Origin of the sequence: Streptomyces sp. cg40 (assembly GCF_050320165.1) — a bacterium.
GTDB lineage: Bacteria > Actinomycetota > Actinomycetes > Streptomycetales > Streptomycetaceae > Streptomyces > Streptomyces hokutonensis.
In genome coordinates this window covers 7,425,846-7,445,693 of record NZ_CP190128.1, presented here as the reverse complement: position 1 = coordinate 7,445,693, position 19,848 = coordinate 7,425,846, and the positions used below count along the sequence as shown (strand labels likewise).

21 protein-coding genes are annotated in these 19,848 nt (G+C 72.1%); 14 read left to right on the top strand and 7 right to left on the bottom strand.

Features of this window, described 5'->3' with window-relative positions; all coding sequences use genetic code 11:
• Positions 1 to 5 precede the first annotated feature (5 nt).
• Both ACQHII_RS33555 and ACQHII_RS33550 read left to right on the top strand, forming a co-directional pair.
• Entirely contained in the window at positions 6 to 632 is a 627-nt protein-coding gene (locus ACQHII_RS33555; protein ID WP_427922785.1) for a TetR family transcriptional regulator, read from the top strand.
• 7 nt (positions 633 to 639) lie between these two features.
• On the top strand, positions 640 to 1,263 hold the full coding sequence (locus ACQHII_RS33550; RefSeq protein WP_427922784.1) for a maltokinase N-terminal cap-like domain-containing protein: 624 nt from the start codon (positions 640 to 642) through the stop codon (positions 1,261 to 1,263).
• A gap of 24 nt (positions 1,264 to 1,287) precedes the next feature.
• Here ACQHII_RS33550 and ACQHII_RS33545 read toward each other — a convergent pair whose 3' ends face one another.
• Together ACQHII_RS33545 and ACQHII_RS33540 are read right to left on the bottom strand one after the other, a co-directional pair.
• Positions 1,288 to 1,521: a ferredoxin gene (locus ACQHII_RS33545; RefSeq protein WP_403654284.1), complete on the bottom strand. Its 234-nt coding sequence runs from the start codon at positions 1,519 to 1,521 to the stop codon at positions 1,288 to 1,290.
• Between the two features lie 7 nt (positions 1,522 to 1,528).
• Positions 1,529 to 2,986, bottom strand: a complete 1,458-nt coding sequence (locus ACQHII_RS33540; RefSeq protein WP_427922783.1) for an aldehyde dehydrogenase — start codon at positions 2,984 to 2,986, stop codon at positions 1,529 to 1,531.
• Positions 2,987 to 3,126: 140 nt separating this feature from the next.
• Here ACQHII_RS33540 and ACQHII_RS33535 point away from each other — a divergent pair, with 140 nt between their 5' ends.
• Positions 3,127 to 4,161, top strand: coding sequence for an MBL fold metallo-hydrolase (locus ACQHII_RS33535; protein WP_427922782.1), 1,035 nt, complete (start codon positions 3,127 to 3,129; stop codon positions 4,159 to 4,161).
• A gap of 42 nt (positions 4,162 to 4,203) precedes the next feature.
• Positions 4,204 to 4,650: a nuclear transport factor 2 family protein gene (locus ACQHII_RS33530; RefSeq protein ID WP_427922781.1), complete on the top strand. Its 447-nt coding sequence runs from the start codon at positions 4,204 to 4,206 to the stop codon at positions 4,648 to 4,650.
• Positions 4,651 to 4,658: 8 nt separating this feature from the next.
• Here ACQHII_RS33530 and ACQHII_RS33525 read toward each other — a convergent pair whose 3' ends face one another.
• Complete coding sequence (locus tag ACQHII_RS33525) at positions 4,659 to 7,253, bottom strand: hypothetical protein (protein WP_427922780.1); 2,595 nt, start codon at positions 7,251 to 7,253, stop codon at positions 4,659 to 4,661.
• Positions 7,254 to 7,463: 210 nt separating this feature from the next.
• On the opposite strand from ACQHII_RS33525, the gene ACQHII_RS33520 reads away from it, so the two are divergent.
• On the top strand, positions 7,464 to 8,504 hold the full coding sequence (locus tag ACQHII_RS33520) for a PP2C family protein-serine/threonine phosphatase (protein ID WP_427925469.1): 1,041 nt from the start codon (positions 7,464 to 7,466) through the stop codon (positions 8,502 to 8,504).
• A gap of 30 nt (positions 8,505 to 8,534) precedes the next feature.
• Here the strand turns inward: ACQHII_RS33520 and ACQHII_RS33515 are convergent, their stop codons facing one another.
• Complete coding sequence (locus ACQHII_RS33515; RefSeq protein ID WP_427922779.1) at positions 8,535 to 9,260, bottom strand: alpha/beta hydrolase; 726 nt, start codon at positions 9,258 to 9,260, stop codon at positions 8,535 to 8,537.
• 153 nt (positions 9,261 to 9,413) lie between these two features.
• Between ACQHII_RS33515 and ACQHII_RS33510 the strand changes: the two genes are divergently transcribed.
• Genes ACQHII_RS33510 through ACQHII_RS33495 form a run of 4 tightly spaced genes read left to right on the top strand, consistent with a single transcriptional unit; the run spans position 9,414 to position 13,176 of the window.
• On the top strand, positions 9,414 to 10,271 hold the full coding sequence (locus ACQHII_RS33510; RefSeq protein WP_427922778.1) for a helix-turn-helix domain-containing protein: 858 nt from the start codon (positions 9,414 to 9,416) through the stop codon (positions 10,269 to 10,271).
• Between the two features lie 54 nt (positions 10,272 to 10,325).
• Positions 10,326 to 10,988: an RNA polymerase sigma factor gene (locus ACQHII_RS33505; protein ID WP_427922777.1), complete on the top strand. Its 663-nt coding sequence runs from the start codon at positions 10,326 to 10,328 to the stop codon at positions 10,986 to 10,988.
• Positions 10,985 to 11,959, top strand: a complete 975-nt coding sequence (locus tag ACQHII_RS33500) for a CU044_5270 family protein (RefSeq protein ID WP_427922776.1) — start codon at positions 10,985 to 10,987, stop codon at positions 11,957 to 11,959. Before ACQHII_RS33505 ends, ACQHII_RS33500 begins: the two co-directional genes overlap by 4 nt.
• A 35-nt stretch (positions 11,960 to 11,994) precedes the next feature.
• Complete coding sequence (locus ACQHII_RS33495; RefSeq protein WP_427922775.1) at positions 11,995 to 13,176, top strand: hypothetical protein; 1,182 nt, start codon at positions 11,995 to 11,997, stop codon at positions 13,174 to 13,176.
• On the opposite strand, the gene ACQHII_RS33490 is transcribed toward ACQHII_RS33495, so the two are convergent.
• Positions 13,164 to 14,027, bottom strand: a complete 864-nt coding sequence (locus ACQHII_RS33490) for a glutamate ABC transporter substrate-binding protein (RefSeq protein ID WP_427922774.1) — start codon at positions 14,025 to 14,027, stop codon at positions 13,164 to 13,166. The genes ACQHII_RS33495 and ACQHII_RS33490 overlap by 13 nt on opposite strands.
• A gap of 253 nt (positions 14,028 to 14,280) precedes the next feature.
• Positions 14,281 to 14,955, bottom strand: a complete 675-nt coding sequence (locus tag ACQHII_RS33485; RefSeq protein WP_427922773.1) for a phosphotransferase — start codon at positions 14,953 to 14,955, stop codon at positions 14,281 to 14,283.
• A gap of 362 nt (positions 14,956 to 15,317) precedes the next feature.
• On the opposite strand from ACQHII_RS33485, the gene ACQHII_RS33480 reads away from it, so the two are divergent.
• From ACQHII_RS33480 to ACQHII_RS33470, 3 genes are all read left to right on the top strand, one after another.
• A complete protein-coding gene (locus tag ACQHII_RS33480; protein ID WP_019067160.1) occupies positions 15,318 to 15,734 on the top strand; it encodes a transglycosylase SLT domain-containing protein in 417 nt (138 codons plus the stop codon).
• 70 nt (positions 15,735 to 15,804) lie between these two features.
• Positions 15,805 to 16,509 (top strand): YoaK family protein, encoded by a 705-nt coding sequence (locus tag ACQHII_RS33475; protein WP_427922772.1) that lies wholly within the window; start codon positions 15,805 to 15,807, stop codon positions 16,507 to 16,509.
• 67 nt (positions 16,510 to 16,576) lie between these two features.
• Positions 16,577 to 17,161 (top strand): TerD family protein, encoded by a 585-nt coding sequence (locus ACQHII_RS33470; RefSeq protein ID WP_427922771.1) that lies wholly within the window; start codon positions 16,577 to 16,579, stop codon positions 17,159 to 17,161.
• 48 nt (positions 17,162 to 17,209) lie between these two features.
• On the opposite strand, the gene ACQHII_RS33465 is transcribed toward ACQHII_RS33470, so the two are convergent.
• Positions 17,210 to 18,049 (bottom strand): helix-turn-helix domain-containing protein, encoded by an 840-nt coding sequence (locus ACQHII_RS33465; RefSeq protein ID WP_427922770.1) that lies wholly within the window; start codon positions 18,047 to 18,049, stop codon positions 17,210 to 17,212.
• Between the two features lie 181 nt (positions 18,050 to 18,230).
• Here ACQHII_RS33465 and ACQHII_RS33460 point away from each other — a divergent pair, with 181 nt between their 5' ends.
• Positions 18,231 to 19,247, top strand: a complete 1,017-nt coding sequence (locus ACQHII_RS33460; RefSeq protein WP_427922769.1) for a helix-turn-helix domain-containing protein — start codon at positions 18,231 to 18,233, stop codon at positions 19,245 to 19,247.
• Between the two features lie 111 nt (positions 19,248 to 19,358).
• Positions 19,359 to 19,790: a hypothetical protein gene (locus ACQHII_RS33455; protein WP_427922768.1), complete on the top strand. Its 432-nt coding sequence runs from the start codon at positions 19,359 to 19,361 to the stop codon at positions 19,788 to 19,790.
• Positions 19,791 to 19,848 lie beyond the last annotated feature (58 nt).

The window sequence follows — 19,848 nt, the reverse complement described above, 5'->3', positions numbered from 1 at the left end:
GAGCCATGCCAGTGGAAGCCAAGCCCGAAGCCACTGCGCGGACCTCGCCGCCCCTCACCGAGCGGCAGGAGGCGCGCCGGCGCCGCATCCTGCACGCGAGCGCGCAGCTGGCCAGCCGGGGCGGTTTCGACGCCGTGCAGATGCGGGAGGTCGCGGAGTCCTCGCAGGTCGCGCTCGGCACGCTGTACCGGTACTTCCCGTCCAAGGTGCATCTCCTGGTCGCCACGATGCAGGACCAGCTGGAGCACATGCACGGCACGCTGCGCAAGAAGCCGCCGGGCGGCGAGACGGCGGCCGAGCGGGTCGCGGAGACGCTGATGCGGGCCTTCCGCGCGCTCCAGCGGGAGCCGCATCTCGCCGACGCGATGGTCCGCGCGCTGACCTTCGCGGACCGCAGCGTCTCCCCCGAGGTCGACCAGGTCTCCCGGCAGACCACGGTGATCATCCTGGACGCGATGGGCCTGGAGCACCCGACGCCCGAACAGCTCTCCGCGGTCCGCGTGATCGAGCACACCTGGCACTCGGCCCTGATCACCTGGCTCTCGGGCCGCGCGTCCATCGCCCAGGTGAAGATCGACATCGAGACGGTGTGCCGCCTCATCGACCTCACGGAACCGGACGCGGACCGATAATTCCCGCATGGCGATCATCCACCGCACCACTCTCACACCCACCAAGCTCGAACTCCTCACCACCTGGCTGCCCACCCGCCCCTGGTATCACGGCCCAGCGGAACCGGAGTTGGTGAAGGCCGGCGGGTTCCGGCTCGACGACCCCGAGGGCGAGGTCGGCATCGAGTTCATGGTCGTCACCGACGGCTCCGGGGCCTACCTCGTCCCCCTCACCTACCGGGCGGCCCCGCTCCCCGGCGCCGAGCACGCGCTCATCGGCACCATGGAGCACGGCGTGCTCGGGCCGCGCTGGGCCTACGACGGCTGCCACGACCCGGTGCTGACCGCCGAGTTGGCCGCGTTCGTCGAGGGGCGGACGGAGGCGCAGGCGCAGAGCGTCTCCGACACCCCGGACCGGGAGGTCGCCCGCTCCTGGACCGGTACGGCACCCCTCCCCGCCCTCGGTGCCCCCGACGACACCGACACGGCAACCGAGTTCGCCGTACCGGACGACCCGACCCTGCGGCTGCACCGGGTGCTCGACCCGGGTTCCACGGCGCCCGAGGGCGCGCTCGGCCATGTCACCGGCGTCTGGGCCCAGCCCGACGGCACCCGGGTCCGTGCGCTGTTCGCCGACCTCCTGGTCTCCTAGGGCACACCAACTCCCGTACAGCGGCTACTCCTCCGGTGGGAACACCGGTTCCCCGCTGCCCAGCAGCGTGATCATGATGGCCTCCACCGGGCAGCCCTCGGCCGCCGCGAGGATCCGTTCGTTGGCGTCGGTCTCCGGTTCGGCCGGGTGGGACTGCATGGCCGAGTCGAGGCGGAAGCGGCCGGGGGCCTGGTGGACGCACTGGGCCGAGCCGATGCACACGGAGCGGTCGACCTCGACCTGCCAGCGGTCACCCATCGCCGGCTCACCCCTCCCAGCCGGCCGGCAGGTGGATCATCTTGTGTTCGAGGAACTCGGAGAAGCCCTCGGGCCCGAACTCCCGCCCCAGACCGCTGTTCTTGTAGCCGCCGAAGGGGCCGAGCATGTCGAGGCTGAAGGTGTTGACGTTGTAGGTGCCGGTGCGGACCTGGCGGGCGATGTCGATGCCGTGGGCCACGTCGCCCGTCCACACACTGCCGCTCAGCCCGTAGTCGGAGTCGTTCGCGATCTTCACGGCCTCGGTCTCGTCGCCGTACGGGAGCAGGCAGATGACCGGGCCGAAGATCTCCTCGCGGGCGATGCGCATGGAGTTGTCGACGTCTCCGAAGAGGGTCGGCTCGACGTACCAGCCGCGGTCGAGGCCGGGTGGACGGCCGCCGCCGGTAAGGATCTTGGCGCCCTCCTCCTGGCCGATGCGGATGTAGTCGAGGTTGCGCTGCTGCTGGCGCTTGGCGACCAGCGGGCCGACCTGGGTGGCCGGGTCGAGCGGGTCGCCGACCACGAGGGCGCTCGCCGCCGCCGCGAAGGCGTCCGCGAACTCGTCGTAGCGCGAGCGGGGTACGAGGATGCGGGTCTGGGCGACGCACGCCTGACCGTTGTTCATCCAGGCCGCCGAGACGATGCCGGGGACGGACGTGGTGATGTCCGCGTCGGGCAGCACGATCGCCGCCGACTTGCCGCCCAACTCCAGTGTCACGCGGGTGAGATGACGGGCGGCGACCTCCATCACGCGCCTGCCGGCCGCGACCGAGCCGGTGAAGGAGACCTTGTCGATGCCGGGGTGTCCGACGAGGTACTCGCTGACCTCGCGGTCGGCGGGCAGGATCGACAGGACGCCGTCCGGCAGCCCGGCCTCCTTCGCGATCTCGCCCAGCAGGTAGGCGTCCAGGGGCGCTTCGGGCGACGGCTTCAGGATCACCGTGCAGCCGGTGAGCAGCGCGGGCGCGAGCTTGGCGGCGGCCACGAACTGCGGGACGTTCCACGGCACTACGGCCGCGACCACTCCGACCGGCTCACGCCGTACGAGGATCTTGCCGAGGACGCCGTCCCGCTGCTCCTCGTAGGTGAAGTTCTTCGCGACGGTGATCGCCGCGTCCCACACCATCATCGCGCCGAGGGCCTGCCCGAGGATGCTCCAGGAGTACGGCGACCCGTTCTCGGAGGAGATGACGCGGCCGATCTCCTCGTACCGGGCGGCGATCGCGTCCTTGATACGGGTGACGACCGCGATCCGTTCGTCGAGCGTCATGCGCGGCCAGGGCCCCTCGTCGAAGGCCCGGCGGGCCACGGCGACGGCGCGGTCCACGTCCTCCCTCGACGCGTGCGGGACGCGTCCGATGACCTCCTCGGTGTGCGGGGAGATCACCTCGATGACGTCCTTGCCCAGGGGATCGGTCAACTCCCCGCCGATGAACAGCTGTCGGTGTTCCACGAGCTCTGTCATGGCCGAACGCCTCCCCGGTACCGCTGCCTGAATCGCTGCCTGAATCACTGTCTGACGATCCATCAGATACGAGGACTGAATACCAGTTCCGGTCGATGGAGTCCACGTATAGTGGCCGGAAGGCGGCGATTGGGGAGTCCATGACGTCCACGGGTCAGGTCCGCGACCACGGCGGCGGTGTTCGTTCCATCGAAGTCCCCATCCCCGACAACCCACTTGGGACCACGCTCGTCTACGTCGTCGACACCGACCGCGGTCCGGTCCTGGTCGACACCGGCTGGGACGACCCGGCCTCGTGGGACACCCTCGTCGCGGGTCTCGATGCCTGCGGCACGGGGGTGGGCGAGGTGCACGGCGTGCTGATCACCCACCACCACCCCGACCACCACGGCCTGTCGGGGCGGGTGCGGGAGGCGTCCGGGGCGTGGCTCGCGATGCACGCGGCGGACACGGCGATCGTCCGGCGGGCCCGCTCCACCGAACCGGGCCGCTGGCTGACGTACATGACCGCGAAGCTCGCGGCGGCCGGTGCACCCGAGGAGCACCTCGCCCCGCTCCGGGCGGCCCGACCGCGCAGTGTGCCGGGGCTCGCGCCCGCGCTCCCCGACCGGGAGATCGTCCCCGGCGAACTCCTCGACCTGGCGGGCCGGCGACTGCGTGCGATCTGGACGCCGGGGCACACGCCGGGCCATGTCTGCCTGCACCTGGAGGAGGACCACCCGGCCCAACTCCCGGGCCACGGCCGCCTGTTCTCCGGCGACCACCTGCTCCCCGAGATCACCCCGCACATCGGTCTGTACGAGGACCCGGACGACACCACGATCGCCGACCCCCTCGGCGACTACCTCGACTCCCTGGAGCGAATCGGCCGCCTCGCGCCCGCCGAAGTACTCCCGGCCCACCAGCACACCTTCACCGACGCGCCCGGCCGCGTAAGGGAGTTGCTCGCACACCACGAGGACCGCCTCACAGGCCTCCTCGCCCTGCTCTCCGAACCGCTCACCGCCTGGCAGGTCGCCGAGCGGATGGAGTGGAACCGTCCCTGGGCCCAAATCCCCTTCCCGTCAAGGAACATCGCGGTGTCCGAGGCGGAGGCGCACCTACGACGACTGGTGAAACTGGGCCAGGCGGAGGTCATGACGGGGAGCGAGCCGGTGACGTACGTGGCGGTGTAATTCGGTCGTGGGGCGAGGGGTGCGGCTGGTACCAACGACCCCATGGACCTGGACCCTTTGCAGCGACTGCTCGCCGAACGTGCCTGTGAGCGCGTGATCCTGGACTTCGTCCGCCGGCTCGATCTCGGTGAACCGTCCTCCGTCGCCGGGCTGTTCACGGAGGACGGCCGCTGGGAGTGGCCGGAGGGGGACAGAGCGGTCGAGGGGCGGGAGGCGCTGCGGAAGTACTTCGGCGCCCGGCCCGCCGGCCGGCTCTCGCGCCGCCTGATGTCGAACGTACTGGTCACCCTCACCTCCCCCGACACGGCGATCTCCACGGCGTACTTCACGACGTACCGCGTCGACGGCCACCACGGCGGCATGGTCCCCGCCGGTCCCCCGGTCCAGGTCGGCCACTACGAGGACACTTTCCGCCAGGTGGAAGGCAGTTGGCTGATCAGCACCCGCACCCTGTTCCTGCCGTTCGGCGGCCCCACCCCGCGTCACTGACTTCCGCGTCACTGGCCGACGGCCGCGTACGCGATTCCCTCGTCGTACGTCATCGCCAGGCCCGCCCGGTAGCCGGTCGTGTAGGCGGCCTCGCCGAGGCGTTCACGGACGCGGAGTTCGCAGGTGCGGCGGGTGGCGATCAGGTCCGGGGAGTCCATCTGGGCACGGCCGGTGAGTTCCCAGAGGCGGGTGCCGATGCCGAGGAGGCGGGCCGCTCGGTGGGCGTCGCCCGCGGTGACGACGGCGGCGGCCAACAGGTCCAGGGACATGGCGGCGCCGACCGTGTTGTGCAGCAGGGCGTGGCCCGCGATGGACGTGCGGGCGCCGTCCACCGCGGCCCGTATGTCGCCGCGTGCCAGGTCCGCCTGGGCGATCAGGTAGTCGGCGAAGGCCCCGCACCAGTACTCGCCCTGTTTCCGGCTGGCCGTGCGCACCTCGTCGGCGACCTCGCGACCGCGCTCGAACTCGCCGCGCAGCATGTGCGCGAGAGACAGCGCGAGCCGGGCCTGGAGCTGGGCGGCGCCGAACCCGTCGTCCTGGACCGGGAGTCGGGGTGCCGCGTCGAGGACGGCGATGGCCTCGGCCTGGCGGCCGGTGAGTGCCAGGTGGCCGCCCCTGAGGTAGGCGACGGCGACCTGGGCGACCGGGGAGCCCTGTTCGCGGGCCGCGTCGGCGCAGCGCACCGCCCAGTTGGCCGCCGCCTCCTGGTCGCCCTGGAGGATGGCGACCGCGCCGCGCGACCACAGGGCGAGGGTGCGGCCGGGGCCGGGCGGCGACTCGGCGGCGAGGGCCTGGTCCAGGCAGTGCTGGGCCTCGCGGAGGTAGCCGCAGTGCCGCCACAGGAAGCCGACATGGCCGGCCATCTCCACGGCCGCGGACCACATACCGCCGTCCGGCTCGGCGAGCGCGCAGTCGACCGCCGTGCGCAGGTTGGCGTGTTCGGTCAGCACGCGCTCGCACCAGGCGACCTGCCGTCCGGTGTTCCACTCGGCGCAGCCCTCGCGGGCGAGGCGGGCGTAGTGGTCGCGGTGGCGCCGGCGTACGGCGCGTTCCTCGCCGAGGGCGTGCAGCCAGTCGCCGCCGTACTCGCGGACGGTGTCGAGCATCCGGAAGCGGGCCGAGATGACGGGGTCGGGCAGCACGATGGACTGCGCGACCAGCCGGTCGAGCAGAGCGGCGATCCGCTCCGGGGGCAGCGGTCCGCCCGCGCAGACCTGCCGGACTGCCTCTAGGCTGAAGCCGCCGCTGAAGACGGACAGCCGCGCCCACAGCAGGCGTTCGAGCGGCGCGCACAGCTCGTGGCTCCAGCCGATGGCGGTACGCAGGGTCTGATGGCGGGGCGGGCGTTCGCCGGGGGCGGAGACGAGCAGGTCGAGGGGCGAGGAGGGTGCGGGCGCGCCACGCGGCGCGGAGGGGGCGGGTGTGCCACGCGGCGCGGACGGGTCCGGTGCGCCCGGCGGCGCGGACGGGTCCGGTACGCCCGCCCGCGCAGACAGATCCGATGTACCAGGCCGCGCAGACAGATCCGGTTCACCCGCCCGCGCAGGCAGATCCGATGTGCCCGCTTGAGCAGACGGATCCGATGCACCCGGCCACGCAGACAGATCCGGTTCGCCCGCCCGCACAGGCAGATCCGATGTGCCCGCTTGTGCAGACGGATCCGATGCACCCGGCCACGCAGACGAATCCGATGCACCCGCCCGCGCAGACGAGTCCGGCACGCCCGGCCACGCAGACGGATCCGGCACGCCCGGCCGCGCAGACGAGTCCGGCACGCCTGGCCGTGCGGACGAGTCCGATGCACCCGGCCACGCAGACGGATCCGGTAAGGGCGGGAGTGTGGGCAGGCGTTCGCCGAGGCGGGTGTGGAGTTGGTCGAGGGTGAGGTCGGTGAGGCGGGCGGCGGCGAGTTCGAGGGCCAGGGGGATGCCGTCGAGGCGGCGGCAGACGGCGGTGGCGGTGGCGCGGGCGGCCGGGTCGTCGTCCGGCAGGGGGCGTCCGGCCGCCGCGGCGCGCTCGGCGAACAGGGTTACGGCGGCACCGGCGTCCTCGTCGACACCGGGGCGGCCGTCCACCGGGAGCGGTTCGAGGTGGAGGACCTCCTCGCCGGGCAGGGCGAGCCGTTCCCTGCTGGTGAGCAGGACGCGCAGGCCGGGCAGCCGGGAGCGCAGCGCGGCGGTGAACCTGGCGCAGTCGGCGAGGACGTGTTCGCAGGAGTCGAGGATCAGCAACAGCCGTCTGCCGTGGGCCCATTCGGCGATGACGTCGATCACCGGGCGCGTCGACTGGTCGGCGAGCCGGAGGGTCTCCATGACGGCGAGGTCGACGAGTCCCGAGGTGCGCAGCGGGGAGAGTTCGGTGAGCCAGACGCCGTCGGGGTAGGCGTCCCGGACCCCGGCCGCCGCGCGCAGCGCGAGCCGGGTCTTGCCGACGCCGCCGACCCCGACGACGGTCACCGGCCGGGCCGGTCCCGTGTCCGGGTCCAACGCGGCCCGCAGCCGGGCGAGTTCGGCGCCCCGCCCGACGAAACTGCGCGTCTCGGGCGGCAGATTCCCATGGTTGTTGACGTCGCCCGAGTTCGCGCGGTCGGTCCTGTCCGGCACGAGGCCAGTGTGTCCGTATGTCACCGGCTCCATCCGTGGGTCCCGGAACCCGGCCCACGGTTGATCAAAAGAATCGCGTCACCATCGGAAAGGCCATTTGTTTCGATCACTTTCCGCCCTGATCGGACGAGTTGGGATCGAGAGCTGATCAACTCTCCGTTGGCTCGGGTACGGAGAGCGGAATTCCGCAATGGTCGTGCCGTGAACACGATGGACGGGGGACGCCGCTTGCTCCTCGCACCGGTCGGCTGTCTGCTGGCGGCCACGCCGGGTCTGCTGATCGGCCGGGTGCAGCCGATCCTGCCGCTGCTGGCGATCGGACCGCTGATGGCCGCCACCTTCCTGGGCACCCGCCGCACGCTCCTGGTCTGCTGCTGGACGGTGCTGCTCGCACTGGCGGCGGGGCTCGGCTCGGGGGCGCAGCTGAACGCCGGTTTCGCCGTCCGCTGGGGCGGGCTGCTCCTCGGCTGCGTGTGCAGCGTGTACGCGGCGCGGCAGCGCGGCCGGCTGCGGGAGCGGCTCGCGGAGGCGCGGGAGGTGGCCCGGATCACCCAGGAGGCGATCCTGCGGCCGGTCTCCCGCACTCTCTCCGGCACCCATGTCAGCACCCGCTACCACTGCGCGCACCGCGAGTCCTCGGTCGGCGGCGACCTGTACGACCTCGCGGTGACGCCGTACGGCCTGCGGGTGCTGGTCGGGGACGCGCGCGGGCACGGGCTCGACGCGCTGCGGACGGCGGCCGACACGCTCATCGGGTTCCGTGAACTCGCCTTCACGGCACCGGATTTGACGACCCTCGCGAAGGCGCTGGACGCCCGGCTGGCGCCCGGTCTCGGCCCCGAGGACTTCGTCACGGCGGTGCTCGCCGAGTTCGGTCCCGGCGAGGTGCGGCTCGTCAACTGCGGTCATCCGGCGCCGCTGCGCTCCGGACATCGCCTCGAACTCCTCGAACCCCGGGTCCCCGCACTGCCGTTGGGCCTGCGCCCGGACCCGCGCCAGTACCGGGTCCGCCTCCAGCCGGGCGACCGCCTCCTGCTCTACACGGACGGTCTCACCGAGTCCCGCGCCCTCGACGGCACCCCGTTCGCCCTGCTCACCGAGTGCGCGACGGCGCTGAGCGAGCCGACGCCGGACGGGGCACTGCACGCGCTCTACGACCGGCTGCTCGCGCACGCCGGCGGCCCGCCCGCCGACGACCTGGCCCTCGTCCTGTGCCAGCCGACGGGAGTGACGGCGCCGGTGCGGGTCTGAGGCCTTTCATGCCTCTGGCGCCGGCCCGGATCAGCCCAACTTGAGGAGCAGATCGGCCAGTTCGGCCGGCTTGGTGACCATGCAGTCGTGGCCGGTCTCCAGTTCCCACACCTGGGCCGGGGTGCCGTTGGGCTGGATCGCGGGGACCGGTCGCCGTTCGAAGCCCTCCGGTTCGCTGCCCACGCAGTGGATGTGGGTGCGGGGGATCGAGCGCGCGGCCGGATTGTCCAGCCGTACCGGCTGCTGGAGGCAGCGCGCCGACTGGTCCGAGAGCGTGGTCCGCAGCCAGGCGACGTCCGCCGGGTCGGTGACCCCGAACAGGCCCCCGGGCGGCGGCAGTTCGGGCAGCGGCGGAATGCGCCAGCCGGTACCCGAACTCACCGCCAGGTCGATCAACGTCTGCGTCACGGGCATGATGTCGAGCGCGCTCTCGCCGTCCTCCGGGACCATCGCGTCGAGGTGGACGAGCCGGCCGATCCGGTCGGGGACCTGGTTGGCGGCCGACGAGACGACCAGCCCGCCGTAGCTGTGCCCGACGAGGATCACCTCGGTGAGGTCCTCCTCCGTGATGAGGCCGACGACGTCGTCGGCGTGTGTGTCGAGGCCCACCTCGGGACCGAGCAGCCGCGCCTTGTCGCCGTGGCCGGTCAGTGAGGGCGCGAACACCCGGTGTCCGGCCGCCGTCAGCAGCGGGACCACCCGCTCCCAGCTCGCCCCGCTGTGCCAGGCACCGTGGATCAGTAGATATGTGGACATGGTGACAACTCCTCGTCGTAGGGCCGCCGTTCGGCGCGCCTTCTGTCGGCCACCGGTGACGCTGCCGCCCGCGCATCGCCCCAGCCAGGGCCCCCGCGCCCCTGGGGGTGACAGGGCCAGGCATGCGCGCGGCGGCCGAATTACAGTGCGGGGATGGCCGGTGAACCGAATCTGCTGGGCGAGTACGTGCGCGCCCGCCGTGAACTCGTCACCCCCGAACAGGCCGGTGTCCCCGCCTACGGGGTACGGCGGGTGCCCGGTCTGCGCCGGGAGGAGGTCGCGCTGCTCGCCGGGATCAGCGCCGACTACTACCTGCGCCTGGAGCAGGGCCGCGACCGCAATCCGTCCGTGCAGGTCCTGGAGTCCATCGCCCGGGTGCTGCGGCTCGACGAGGACGCGACGGCCCATCTGCTGCGCCTCGGCGCCGCGAAGCCCCGGCGCCGCGGGCCCCGCCCGGTGAAGGAGACCGTGCCCGAGGGGATCGCCAAGCTCCTCGGCACGCTCCCGCTGCCCGCGCTGGTCGAGGGCCGCTACTTCGACGTCCTCGCCGCCAACTCCCTGGCGACCGCGCTGTCCCCGCGCTTCTCGGCCGGGTCCAACCGGCTGCTGTCCCTGTTCCTCGACCCGGCCGAGCAGGCGCTCTACCCGTACTGGGAGAGCTCGTCCGGCGGGATGGTCGCCGCGTTCCGCGAGGCCGTCGGTCCCGACACGGACGACCCCCGGTTCATCGAGCTGGTCGGTCAGCTCTCCCTCGCCAGCCCCCTCTTCAGCCGGCTCTGGGCCCGCCACGACGTCCGGACCTGCGAAGCCTCGCCCAAGCACATCGCCCACCCCCAGGTCGGCGGCCTGGAGCTGAACCGGGAGCGGCTGAGCATCGACGGCGTACCGGGCCAGACCCTGGTCGTCTACCACCCGGACCCCGGCACCGACGCCGCCGGGAAACTGGCCCTCCTCGCGTCCGCGACCCGGACACCGGACACCGGCCGTTCCCGGTCCCAGGTGACCGGCTAGGACCGTGTGACGCGGCTCACCGCAGCGCGGTCGGCCCGGTGGACAGGGAACAGTGTGGAGATCTCACTACGGGCCCGCGTGCGAGCCGGAGACCCGGACGCGTTCGGGCAGCTCTTCGACGAACACGCCTCGGTGGTCCACCGGCACGCCGTCCGCATGACCGGCGACCGGGGCACGGCCGACGACATCGTGTCGCTGACCTTCCTGGAGGCATGGCGGCTGCGCGAGCGCGTGCTGCCCGGCGACGACAGCCTGCGGCCGTGGCTGCTCGGCATCGCGACGAACGTCACGCGCAACACCGCGCGGGCCGCGCGAAGACATCAGGCCGCGCTCGTCAGAATCCCGCCGCCCGATCCCGTGCCGGACTTCGCCGACGAGGTGACCCGGCGCATGGCCGACACCGAGGAACTGGCCGCCGCGCAAAGGGCGTTGAGGAAGCTGCGCCGGGGCGAGCGGGAGGCGTTCACGCTCTGCGTGTGGGAGGGGCTGGACGCGGCCACGGCGGCCGCCGCCCTGGGCGTGGCCGTCGGCACCGTACGGTCCCGGCTCTCCCGCGCGAGGAAACGCCTGCGCAGGCTCACCGACCTCGAACTCGGCCAGGTACAGAAGCAGGGAAAGGCACAGGAATCGCAACGCCCGGCCCCCGTCGGACAGTCACCGGGCAGCCGCCTGACGGCGGCTCGGTCCACACCCAAGTCCACGCAGGAGAAGCGATGACCACCGACCCCCAGGAACTGGCCGAGTTGCTGCCCGCCCCGGGCCGTCCGGTGCTCTCGCGGGACCGCCACCGCGTACTGAGGGAACACCTGATGCAGCACATCGCCCAGGAACACGACACCATCCGCGAGCAGTCGCCCACCACCGCGCCCAGGCGCCCAGCCCGCCGGCGCCTCGTCCTCGTCGCCGTGCCGCTGGCCCTCGCCGCCGCCGTGGGCCTGGGCGTGGTCGCGGTCGACAACGCGCGGGACGGCAAGGACGGTTCGGCCGCCGCCGACGGCCACCGGAAGGCCGTACAGCTGTTGGACCGGATCGCGCTGGCCGCCGCCGACCGCACCGCGGTCACGGTCCGCGACGACCAGTTCGTCTACACCAAGTCCCAGGGATCGGCGGCCGAGTTGGGCGTCCACTTCAGCAGCGCCGCCGAACTCTCCCAGCACAAGGGGTTCTTCACGCCGCAGCCGTACAACGGGGCCGTACGGCAGGAGCAGTGGGACTCGGTGGACGGGAGGACGGACGGTCTGCGGAAGGGTGTCGCGGTCGCCGATCCGGCCCGGAAGATGGTGATGGGCATGGACGGGTCCGGATACCTGACATTCCGTCAGCTCCAGGCCCTGCCCGTCGATCCCGACGCCCTGCTGAAGAAGTTCTCCAGCGATGCGAAGGTACCGGCGGCCCGCCGTACGGAAACCGTCGTGGAGAACCTCGGCGCCATCGTCGGCGAGGCCACGCTCCTGCCCGACCTCAGTGCCGCGATCTACCGGGCCATGGCCGAGCTCCCGGGTGTGAGCGTCGTGGACCACGTCAAGGACGCGGCGGGACGGGAGGGCGTCGGCCTCACGTTCAAGGACGCCCCGAAGGGCTACGCCTGGGTCTTCGACTCGTCGAGCCTCGTCTATCGCGGCACAACCAAGGCCGCTCTCCTGGGAGTTGGCGTCGCGGACAGGGCGGGTGAGGTGCCGGCCGGTTAGCCTGCGGGTACGACACGTCGGGGAGCGGGGGTGCGATGACGGCCGACGTACGCCCGTTCTCCGAGGCCGCCGAGGGCACGGGGCCCGCGGAACTCGACTACCGGGGGCCGCAGGGCTGGGCCACGGTGGTCCACCGTGCCCACGTGGGCAGCTTCACGCTCCTGGGTCCCGAAGACACCCATCTGGTCCGGGAGTTGGAGCCCGAGCAGAGCCGTACGGAGGAGCCGCGCACCTGGGAGTACCGGGTGGGTCTGTCGGGACCGCAGCGGTTGCGGATCGAGGCGGCCGAGCGGTGGTCGGTCTCCGTCGCCCCGCTGGAGCAGGACGAGCCGGAGGACGGCGGAGTCTTCTCGCGTCGCGGCATCGGGAACCAGACGGTCGAACTCGCCGAGCCGGACCCGCCGGGAGGGGCGATCCTCGAATTCACCAGGGTCGAGGGCCTTCACTCCACGAGCGTGTTCCTCAGGCTGCACACGGACTTCGGCGACCAGGCCTTCTGGCCGGTGGGCGACAACGACCGTGGCAGGTTCCTGTACGGCCACGACGTTCCGGCCGTCTGGTCGACGGCCGGCCGGGTCGAGGTCGGCAACGCCGCCGGCTGCGAATGGCGGCTGCGCGTACTGCCGTTGTCGGCGGCCCGTCCGCTGGACGGCAAGACTGCGCGGGGAACCGGTGCGGAGGTCCTCGTCCACACGGGGGCGCCGGCCGCGCTCGCGCTGTGGTCACCGGCGGACGCGGGGAGCGACTCCAGGGCGGAGGTCCGCGTCGAGTCACGCGGCTACAAGGTGACCCTGTCCGCCGATCACCACCACACCGAGGAGGGCGGGATCCTCGGGCTCGGCCCCGGGCCGACGCTGCTCCAGACCGGTGGATACGGAGACTGGGAGCTGCGCACCACCGCGCTCGACGCGGTGCGGACCTTCGACGGGGAATTCACCGGCACGGGCGGGAAAGTGCTCCGCCACACCGGGCCGCCCGTCACCGCGCGGGTCGTCACCCGGTCCTGGCACAGGTGGCGCGGCATGGTCTCGGTCCGTACCCTCACCCCCGAACTCGGCTGGCAGGACTGGGTCAACACCAAGGGCGGCCTGCCGGGACGGCTCCGGGGCGAGCGGCTGGACCTGCTCCCCGGAATGCTGCTGGCGGTCACCGGTCCCCGTGACGGGTCCGCCTGGCGCATCCTCCCCACCGGACTGCGGCGCCGTCAGTCCCGGTAGCGCGGCGCGGGCGGGTAGAAGTCGCCGTAGGGGCCCAACCACCGTTCGTGCAGGGCGCGGAGCCTGCCCGAGGTGCGCAGGTGCGCGAGGACGCCGTTGACGAAGCGGACGAGTTCCGGTGACGTCTTCGGTACGGCGATTCCGTGCGGCTCGTAGGTGAACCGCGGTCCGGTGATGCGGGTGGCGGGGTCCTGGGCGCTCAGTCCGGCGAGGACGTTGTCGGTGGTCGAGACGGCGGCCACCTCGCCCTGCTGGAGCAGCAGGAGGCAGTCGGTCCAGTCGGACACGGTCACCGGCCGCACCGCCGGGCGGGCGCGTTGCAGCTCGGTCAGCGAGGTGGTGCCCCGGGCGGTGCACACCTTCTGTCCGGCGAGGTCGGCCAGGGTCTTCACCGGGGAGGTGTCGGTGACGAGGACGCGCTGGCCGGAGTCGAGGTAGTCGCTGCTGAACAGCACCTGCTCCATGCGCTCGCAGGTGATCGTCATGGAGTGGGCGACGAGGTCGACCTGACCGCGTTGCAGTATCCCGATCCGCTGCGCGGACGGCACGGCCTTGAACTGCACCCGGTCCGGCCGCCCGAACAACGCGCGGGAGATCTCCCGCACCAGGTCGATGTCGAGCCCGTCCAACTGCCCGGTGTCGGAGTTGCGGTAGCCGAAGAGGTAGGTGTTCTGGTCCACCCCCACGATCAGCCGCCCCCGGGCGACGATCCGCTCCATCGCCGAACCGCTGGGCATCGTGCCGCCCGGCGTCGGCATGTGGGCGAGCGGTTTCAACGACCGCAGCGGATCACAGCTCCCGTCGGCCGCAGCGGACGCGCTCGCGCCGACGGTGGACGTGGACGCACGCACCGTAGCGGCCGAACGACCTTGCGATACGCCCGAGTTGGCGCAGGACACCGCCAGCACCATCACGGCGAGCGAAGCCGCGACCCCGGCAAGCACCCGCCGCCGAACCGGGACCGTGCCGCCCGACGCCCCGCCCTCTGCCCCACGTGCCCGAAGTTCCCTCACACTGCCCCGCAGCCCTCGGAACCCATCCGAAGACACCGTCCGGCGCCCCGGCCCCTCACGCACTCGTCGGCGGTGACGCGTCCACGTTGATTCACGGTTCCCGAGAAGACACGAGCGACCGGACCAACTCCTCTGCCGCACCGAGGAGTTCCACCTCGCGCGGACTCATCGTCGGGTTGCCCGCACGCCTCCGCCGGGCTTCACCCAGCCCCGCCGCCGTGAGGTCGGCGGGATCGGCGAGGAGCGCGGCGAGCACCGCGCGGGCCGGGCCGGCGATCGGCTGGTCGTCCACGGCGACCTGGGCGAGGATGATCGCGGAGAGCCCCCAGTCGAGCCCGGGATCGCCGTCCTCCGCGGTGCCCCAGTCGATGACGCGGGGGCCGGCCGGGGTGAGCAGCACGTTCTCCGGGTGGAGGTCGAGATGCAGGACGCGGGTGCCGGGGCGCCGGCCGGGTATCGCGTGCAGCTGCCGTAGCAGCTCGGCGAGTACGGTCCCCGCCTCCCGCTCGTCGATCGAACCCGCGGTGAGGGCTTCCAGCATGGTGGGCCCGGCCAGCCGTTCCATCACCAGATCGGTGCGCGAGTCCCCCGGCCGTACCCGTACCCGGGGCACGGGATAGCCGTACGCGCGCACATGCTCCATCACCGCGCCCTCGGCCGCCGCGTCCCCCCAGTCCTCCCGGTTGCGGCGGAGCACCCACGCCCCGTCGATCTCGTACACGTCCGCGGTACGGCCGGAGCCGATCAGCTTCCCCATGGCTGGCATGGCCAGAATCTAAGCCCTGCGTGAGGCAGCGCGCACCGGCCGTCACACAGGGGGTGAAGCACCCCACATGACCCACATCACCAACGATATGGATTAGTAGGTCAAATGGGTGTCATGCACGCGTCCGCATGCCACCTGACCTGGGGTTTGAGAGCCACGTCACACAGTTGACGATTCACCCACATGCGACCACAACTAGTAAAAGGGGTCTTTGCGGACACGGATCGAGAGTGCTTCTGTGGAGCAGTCGCACGGCGCCGACGAGTCCTCACGGGCCTCGGCGCCGACGCCTTGCCGGGGCCGCGCCCCGCGTGACACCGGCAGGCATACGACGTCTCTGTCCCCGAAGAAACAGGTTCTCCGTGTCCGTCTCCCGCATCGTCGCTCGCATCGCCTCCCCGAAGAAGGCCCTGACCGCCGCCGCTCTGGCCGCCGCCACCACCGGTCTGGTGCTGACCTCGGCTCCCGCTCAGGCCGCGACGACCTCCGCCTCCTCCGCCCAGGCGATCGCGCACAAGATGATCCCGAGCGCGGCGCAGTACAACGCGTTCAGCAAGATCGTCGAGCACGAGAGCGGCTGGAACGTCACCGCCACGAACTCCTCCTCCGGCGCCTACGGCCTGGTCCAGGCGCTGCCCGGTTCGAAGATGGCCTCGGCCGGCTCGGACTGGAAGACCAACCCCGCCACGCAGATCAAGTGGGGTCTGGACTACATGAACTCCCGCTACGGCTCCCCCGCCGCGGCCTGGAGCTTCTGGCAGTCCAACGGCTGGTACTGATCACCGGTCCACACACACGCTCGTAGCGGCGGCCCCCGGCATCCCGGGAGGCCGCCGCTACATTGCGTTCATGGACCAGAACACGGACCAGAACCCACAGCCCAAGTCCTACGACCGTGAGGCGCACGGACTCCGGCTGGTGCCCGTGCTGCTCGGTCTGACCCTGGTGAGCGGGCTGATCGACGCCGTCAGCTATCTGGGCCTCGGGCATGTCTTCACCGCGAACATGACCGGCAATGTGGTGGTCCTCGGCTTCGCCGCCGCCGGGGCACCCGGCTTCTCCGTGTCGCGCACCCTCACCTCGCTCGGCGCCTTTCTGCTGGGCGCGGCCGCCGGGGGCCGGATCGCGCTGCGGATGGACACCGGCTCGCGCCGCACCTGGGCCCGGGTGAGTCTGGGCGCGGAGGCGCTGCTCGTGGGCGTGGCCGCGGTGATCGCGTTCGTGGCGCCGGGCGACAGCGCCACCACGCACCCCTTGATCGCCCTCACCGCCTTCGCGATGGGCCTGCGCAACGCCGTGGTCCGCAAGCTCAAGGTCACCGACTTCTCCACCACCACGGTCCTGACGATGACCCTGACCGGCCTGGTCGCCGACTCGGTCGCGGGCGACGGCCGGGGCCCCGGCACCTTCCGCCGCCTCTCGGCCGCCGTGGCGATGGCCGTCGGCGCGTTCCTCGGCGCGTGGCTGATCCTGCACCACGATCTGCGCTACCCACTCCTGCTCGCGGCCCTGGTCGCCGGGGTGTTCGCCGCGATCGCTTCTGGACGGGAGTAGCCCAAAGCCCGCCCAAGAAGGCAGAATTCGTGCGTCTGAGTCCCACGATCAAGAGGATCGATCACACATGATCACGCTCACGAAGGAAGACGGTCCGGCGGATCTGGACGGAGTGACCCATCTGGAGATCGGGGCGTCCTGGGACCCCACCGTCGGCAGCAGCGGCGGCATCATCGGGAAGCTGCGCCAGAAGCAGGGTACCGACCTCGATCTCATCGCCATCGCGATGCAGGGCGCCGAGCCGGTGCGACTCGCCGGGCTCGACTCCCTGGACCCGCTGGGCAACGGCTCGTTGCTGCACAGCGGTGACAACCAGACCGGCAAGGGCGACGGCGACGACGAGACGGTGACCGTCGACCTCACCAAGATCCCGGCCGCCATCACGTCGATCGTCTTCGTCGCCGCGGCCTACAAGAAGGGCAGTTCCTTCCAGAAGGCACGCAACATCGCCTTCAAGGTGTACGACGCGAGCGGTGGCAGCACCCAGCAGGTCGCCGAGATCTGGCCCAACCTGCTGAGCGCCGACAACGGCTGCGCGGTCGCCAAGGCGATCCGGGAAGGCGCCGGTTGGAAGCTCCAGGTCATCAACGAGACCGGGAAGATCAAGCAGGGGGACGAGCGGGAACTCATGAAGTTCGCCATACGGAAGTAGGCGCGGCGGTGATCGAGGACGGGCCGGCGGCATCGGGATGCCGCCGGCCTAGCCGTATGTCGTGCACTGGTCGCGCGCGTACCGGGCGGCCGGGCGCGGGGTGTCGCCGCAGGCGCGGAAGTGCCAGCCCGGGTGGAGCGGGTGGGCGGGCGTGGTGCGGGCCGCGGTGGTGGCGGTGAACGGGCCGCACTGCGTCCAGGTCTCGCCGTCGTCGTCGCTCCAGTCCATCCACACCCGGTCGCCGTAGTGGGCCCCGCCGATCGCGGCCCAGGCCATCCGGCGGCCGTCGACGGTGCCGTACTCCAGGCGGACGGTGGGGGTGTGGTCGGCGCCGTGGACCGTGGCCGGCGCGACCGCGACCTGGGCCGGTGTTCCGGTCGGCGGCCAGGCCCAGTTGTCGCAGACCGCGTCCTGCGACGCGGTCTGGTCCGCCCGTGCCCGGGAGCCGGACGGCAGTTCGCGGCCGATCCACACACCGAGGCCGCAGGAGACCAGACTCGTGGTCAGGACGAGCGCGCCGACCGCCGCCACGGGTCGCCGCCGGTACCAGGCGGGTACGGCCTCCGGGGCCGCCCCGGTGGGCGGCGACGGGTGTTCCTGGAACGGCACGCACCGTCCGCTCCGGTGGTCCTCCCGCTGTACGTGGTCCCAGAGCGGGCGCAGTCCCGCCGGATCCGCCCCCGCCTCCTCGGCGAGCCGCCGCACCACCTGCCACGGCGGCACGATACGGCCGGACAGATAGCGGGACAACGACGAGTCGCTGGCGTGCACCACGCCCTGAAGTTCCTTCAGGCTCAGGCCTGTTCGCTCCCGCAGCTCCCGCAGCCGCGCCGCGAGGAGCGCACCGGCCGCGCACGGCTCCGCGGGTTCGGCGCGACCTCGTCCCATGCGTCCCATCACGGTTGCACCCCTCGTCCGCGGCGTTCAGCGTAGGCGCAGCTCGCCGCGGGTCGCAGGGGGCGGGCGCGTCCCAGTTCCGTCCCACCGGGCACTCCCGGCCACCCGGTCTCGCGATAGTGGTCCTGTCGTCGGAGCCCGCACACAGATCGCATGGTCAACCGGGGGGCGGATGTTACGCGTTCACTTCACCGACAAGGATCTCGCGCGCGTCGAGGTCGCCACCGCCGTGGATCCGCTGTGGGAGACGGTCCTCGGTATGCAGCAGCTGACCGGGTACGGGCATGTCCCGCCCGTCTTCCGCGCGTGGTGGCGACAGGCGCGCGCGGTGCTGTCGATCCGGCAATTGTCCGGATCCTTACGGCTGTTGCGGGCGATCGCGCCCGCCGACAGCTACTTCCCCGACTTCCTCACCCCGGCCGCCGCGGCCGACGGACTGCGGTCGGGTCTGGAGGCGGTACGGGAGACGCCGCCGCACCGACTGGGCCTGGAACTACGGTTGTTGGCCCGGCTGCGTCATCCGCGCGACGCGCCACCGCCGTGGCTGCGGGACCTCGCCTCGGGCGACCGCGACCGGCTGGGTGAGGTCGTCGACGCCCTGCGCGCGGTGCACGACGCGGTGGTGGCCCCCGAGTGGACCGACGTCGGCGCGACGGTGGAGGCCGAACGGGCCGCGCGGGCACGGGTGTTGCGGGACGACGGCGTCCACCGCCTCCTGGCCACCCTGGGGCCCGGCATGTACTGGCGGCCGCCGGTGCTGCACGCCGAGTATCCCGTCGACCGCGACCTCCGGCTCGGCGGTCGCGGCCTGCGCCTGGTGCCCTCGTACTTCTGCTGGCGCAAGCCCGTGACGCTCGCCGACGAGAACCTGCGGCCGGTGCTGGTGTGCCCGGTGGTGCACGAGTCCGTGTGGGCCGCGGCCGTACGGCACGAGCGTCGTCCGCAGGCCCTCGCCGCGCTCCTCGGCCGGACCCGCGCACAGGTCCTGACCGCGCTCGACAAGGCGGCCACCACCGGTGAACTCGCCCGGCTCCTGGGGGTTTCCGCGGCCTCCGCCAGTCAGCACGCGCACGCCCTGGCGGACGCCGGCCTGGTCCGCAGCCACCGGATGGACACCCGTGTCCTGCACACGCTGACCCCCTTGGGCCGGGCCCTGCTGCACGGCGGCCGGCCGTCTCCGCTGCCGTGAGCAAGGCTTTTCGGGCGTGCGTGAAACGCGTCGCTCGCCCGGGTCCGTCCCCGGCAGGCTGAGGGCACGGGACGAGGCGCCGGACGCGCCCCACGGTTTCAGGAGGAACGCATGCGACGACTCAGAAACGTCCTCACGGCGGCGGCGGGAGCCACCGCCCTCGCCGCCACGCTGCTGGCGGGCTCCGCCTCGACGGCGACCGCGGACGGCTGGCCCGGGGCGGGTGCCACGCCGGCGTCGGTGCGGAGCGCGGCCTACACGCAGCACTGGATCAACCTCTTCGAGGACGAGGACGGCTACCGCACCCCGCACCCGATCTCGCAGCCGATCAACCCGTCCGGCGGGATCTACGCGGGCAGCAACTACGTGTACTGCCGGGTGTGGGGCGACGAGGTCTCGGGTTCCCAGGGCTACAACCACTGGTGGCTGCTGACCGACCTGGACTGGAAGTACCCGAACATGCCCTGGCAGAACCAGTACATCTCCGCCTACGGCCTCACGGGACAGGGTAACGACCAGGCCAACGGCATCCCCAACTGCTGAGCGCCCGAGGGGGGTTGGGGGGCCGAGGAGCGGGGGACGGGCCGGCGGCGCCGGGATG

Bases quoted from the DNA above. Each gene is read 5' to 3' on its own strand.
- ACQHII_RS33550 (WP_427922784.1), top strand. From the start codon at position 640: ATGGCGATCATCCACCGCACCACTCTCACACCCACCAAGCTCGAACTC.
- ACQHII_RS33495 (WP_427922775.1), top strand. From the start codon at position 11,995: ATGACGGCCGACGTACGCCCGTTCTCCGAGGCCGCCGAGGGCACGGGG.
- ACQHII_RS33500 (WP_427922776.1), top strand. From the start codon at position 10,985: ATGACCACCGACCCCCAGGAACTGGCCGAGTTGCTGCCCGCCCCGGGC.
- ACQHII_RS33485 (WP_427922773.1), bottom strand. From the start codon at position 14,955: ATGCCAGCCATGGGGAAGCTGATCGGCTCCGGCCGTACCGCGGACGTG.
- ACQHII_RS33555 (WP_427922785.1), top strand. From the start codon at position 6: ATGCCAGTGGAAGCCAAGCCCGAAGCCACTGCGCGGACCTCGCCGCCC.
- ACQHII_RS33510 (WP_427922778.1), top strand. From the start codon at position 9,414: ATGGCCGGTGAACCGAATCTGCTGGGCGAGTACGTGCGCGCCCGCCGT.
- ACQHII_RS33515 (WP_427922779.1), bottom strand. From the start codon at position 9,260: ATGTCCACATATCTACTGATCCACGGTGCCTGGCACAGCGGGGCGAGC.
- ACQHII_RS33470 (WP_427922771.1), top strand. From the start codon at position 16,577: ATGATCACGCTCACGAAGGAAGACGGTCCGGCGGATCTGGACGGAGTG.
- ACQHII_RS33460 (WP_427922769.1), top strand. From the start codon at position 18,231: ATGTTACGCGTTCACTTCACCGACAAGGATCTCGCGCGCGTCGAGGTC.
- ACQHII_RS33465 (WP_427922770.1), bottom strand. From the start codon at position 18,049: ATGGGACGAGGTCGCGCCGAACCCGCGGAGCCGTGCGCGGCCGGTGCG.
- ACQHII_RS33520 (WP_427925469.1), top strand. From the start codon at position 7,464: ATGGACGGGGGACGCCGCTTGCTCCTCGCACCGGTCGGCTGTCTGCTG.
- ACQHII_RS33545 (WP_403654284.1), bottom strand. From the start codon at position 1,521: ATGGGTGACCGCTGGCAGGTCGAGGTCGACCGCTCCGTGTGCATCGGC.
- ACQHII_RS33535 (WP_427922782.1), top strand. From the start codon at position 3,127: ATGACGTCCACGGGTCAGGTCCGCGACCACGGCGGCGGTGTTCGTTCC.
- ACQHII_RS33455 (WP_427922768.1), top strand. From the start codon at position 19,359: ATGCGACGACTCAGAAACGTCCTCACGGCGGCGGCGGGAGCCACCGCC.
- ACQHII_RS33530 (WP_427922781.1), top strand. From the start codon at position 4,204: ATGGACCTGGACCCTTTGCAGCGACTGCTCGCCGAACGTGCCTGTGAG.
- ACQHII_RS33540 (WP_427922783.1), bottom strand. From the start codon at position 2,986: ATGACAGAGCTCGTGGAACACCGACAGCTGTTCATCGGCGGGGAGTTG.
- ACQHII_RS33475 (WP_427922772.1), top strand. From the start codon at position 15,805: ATGGACCAGAACACGGACCAGAACCCACAGCCCAAGTCCTACGACCGT.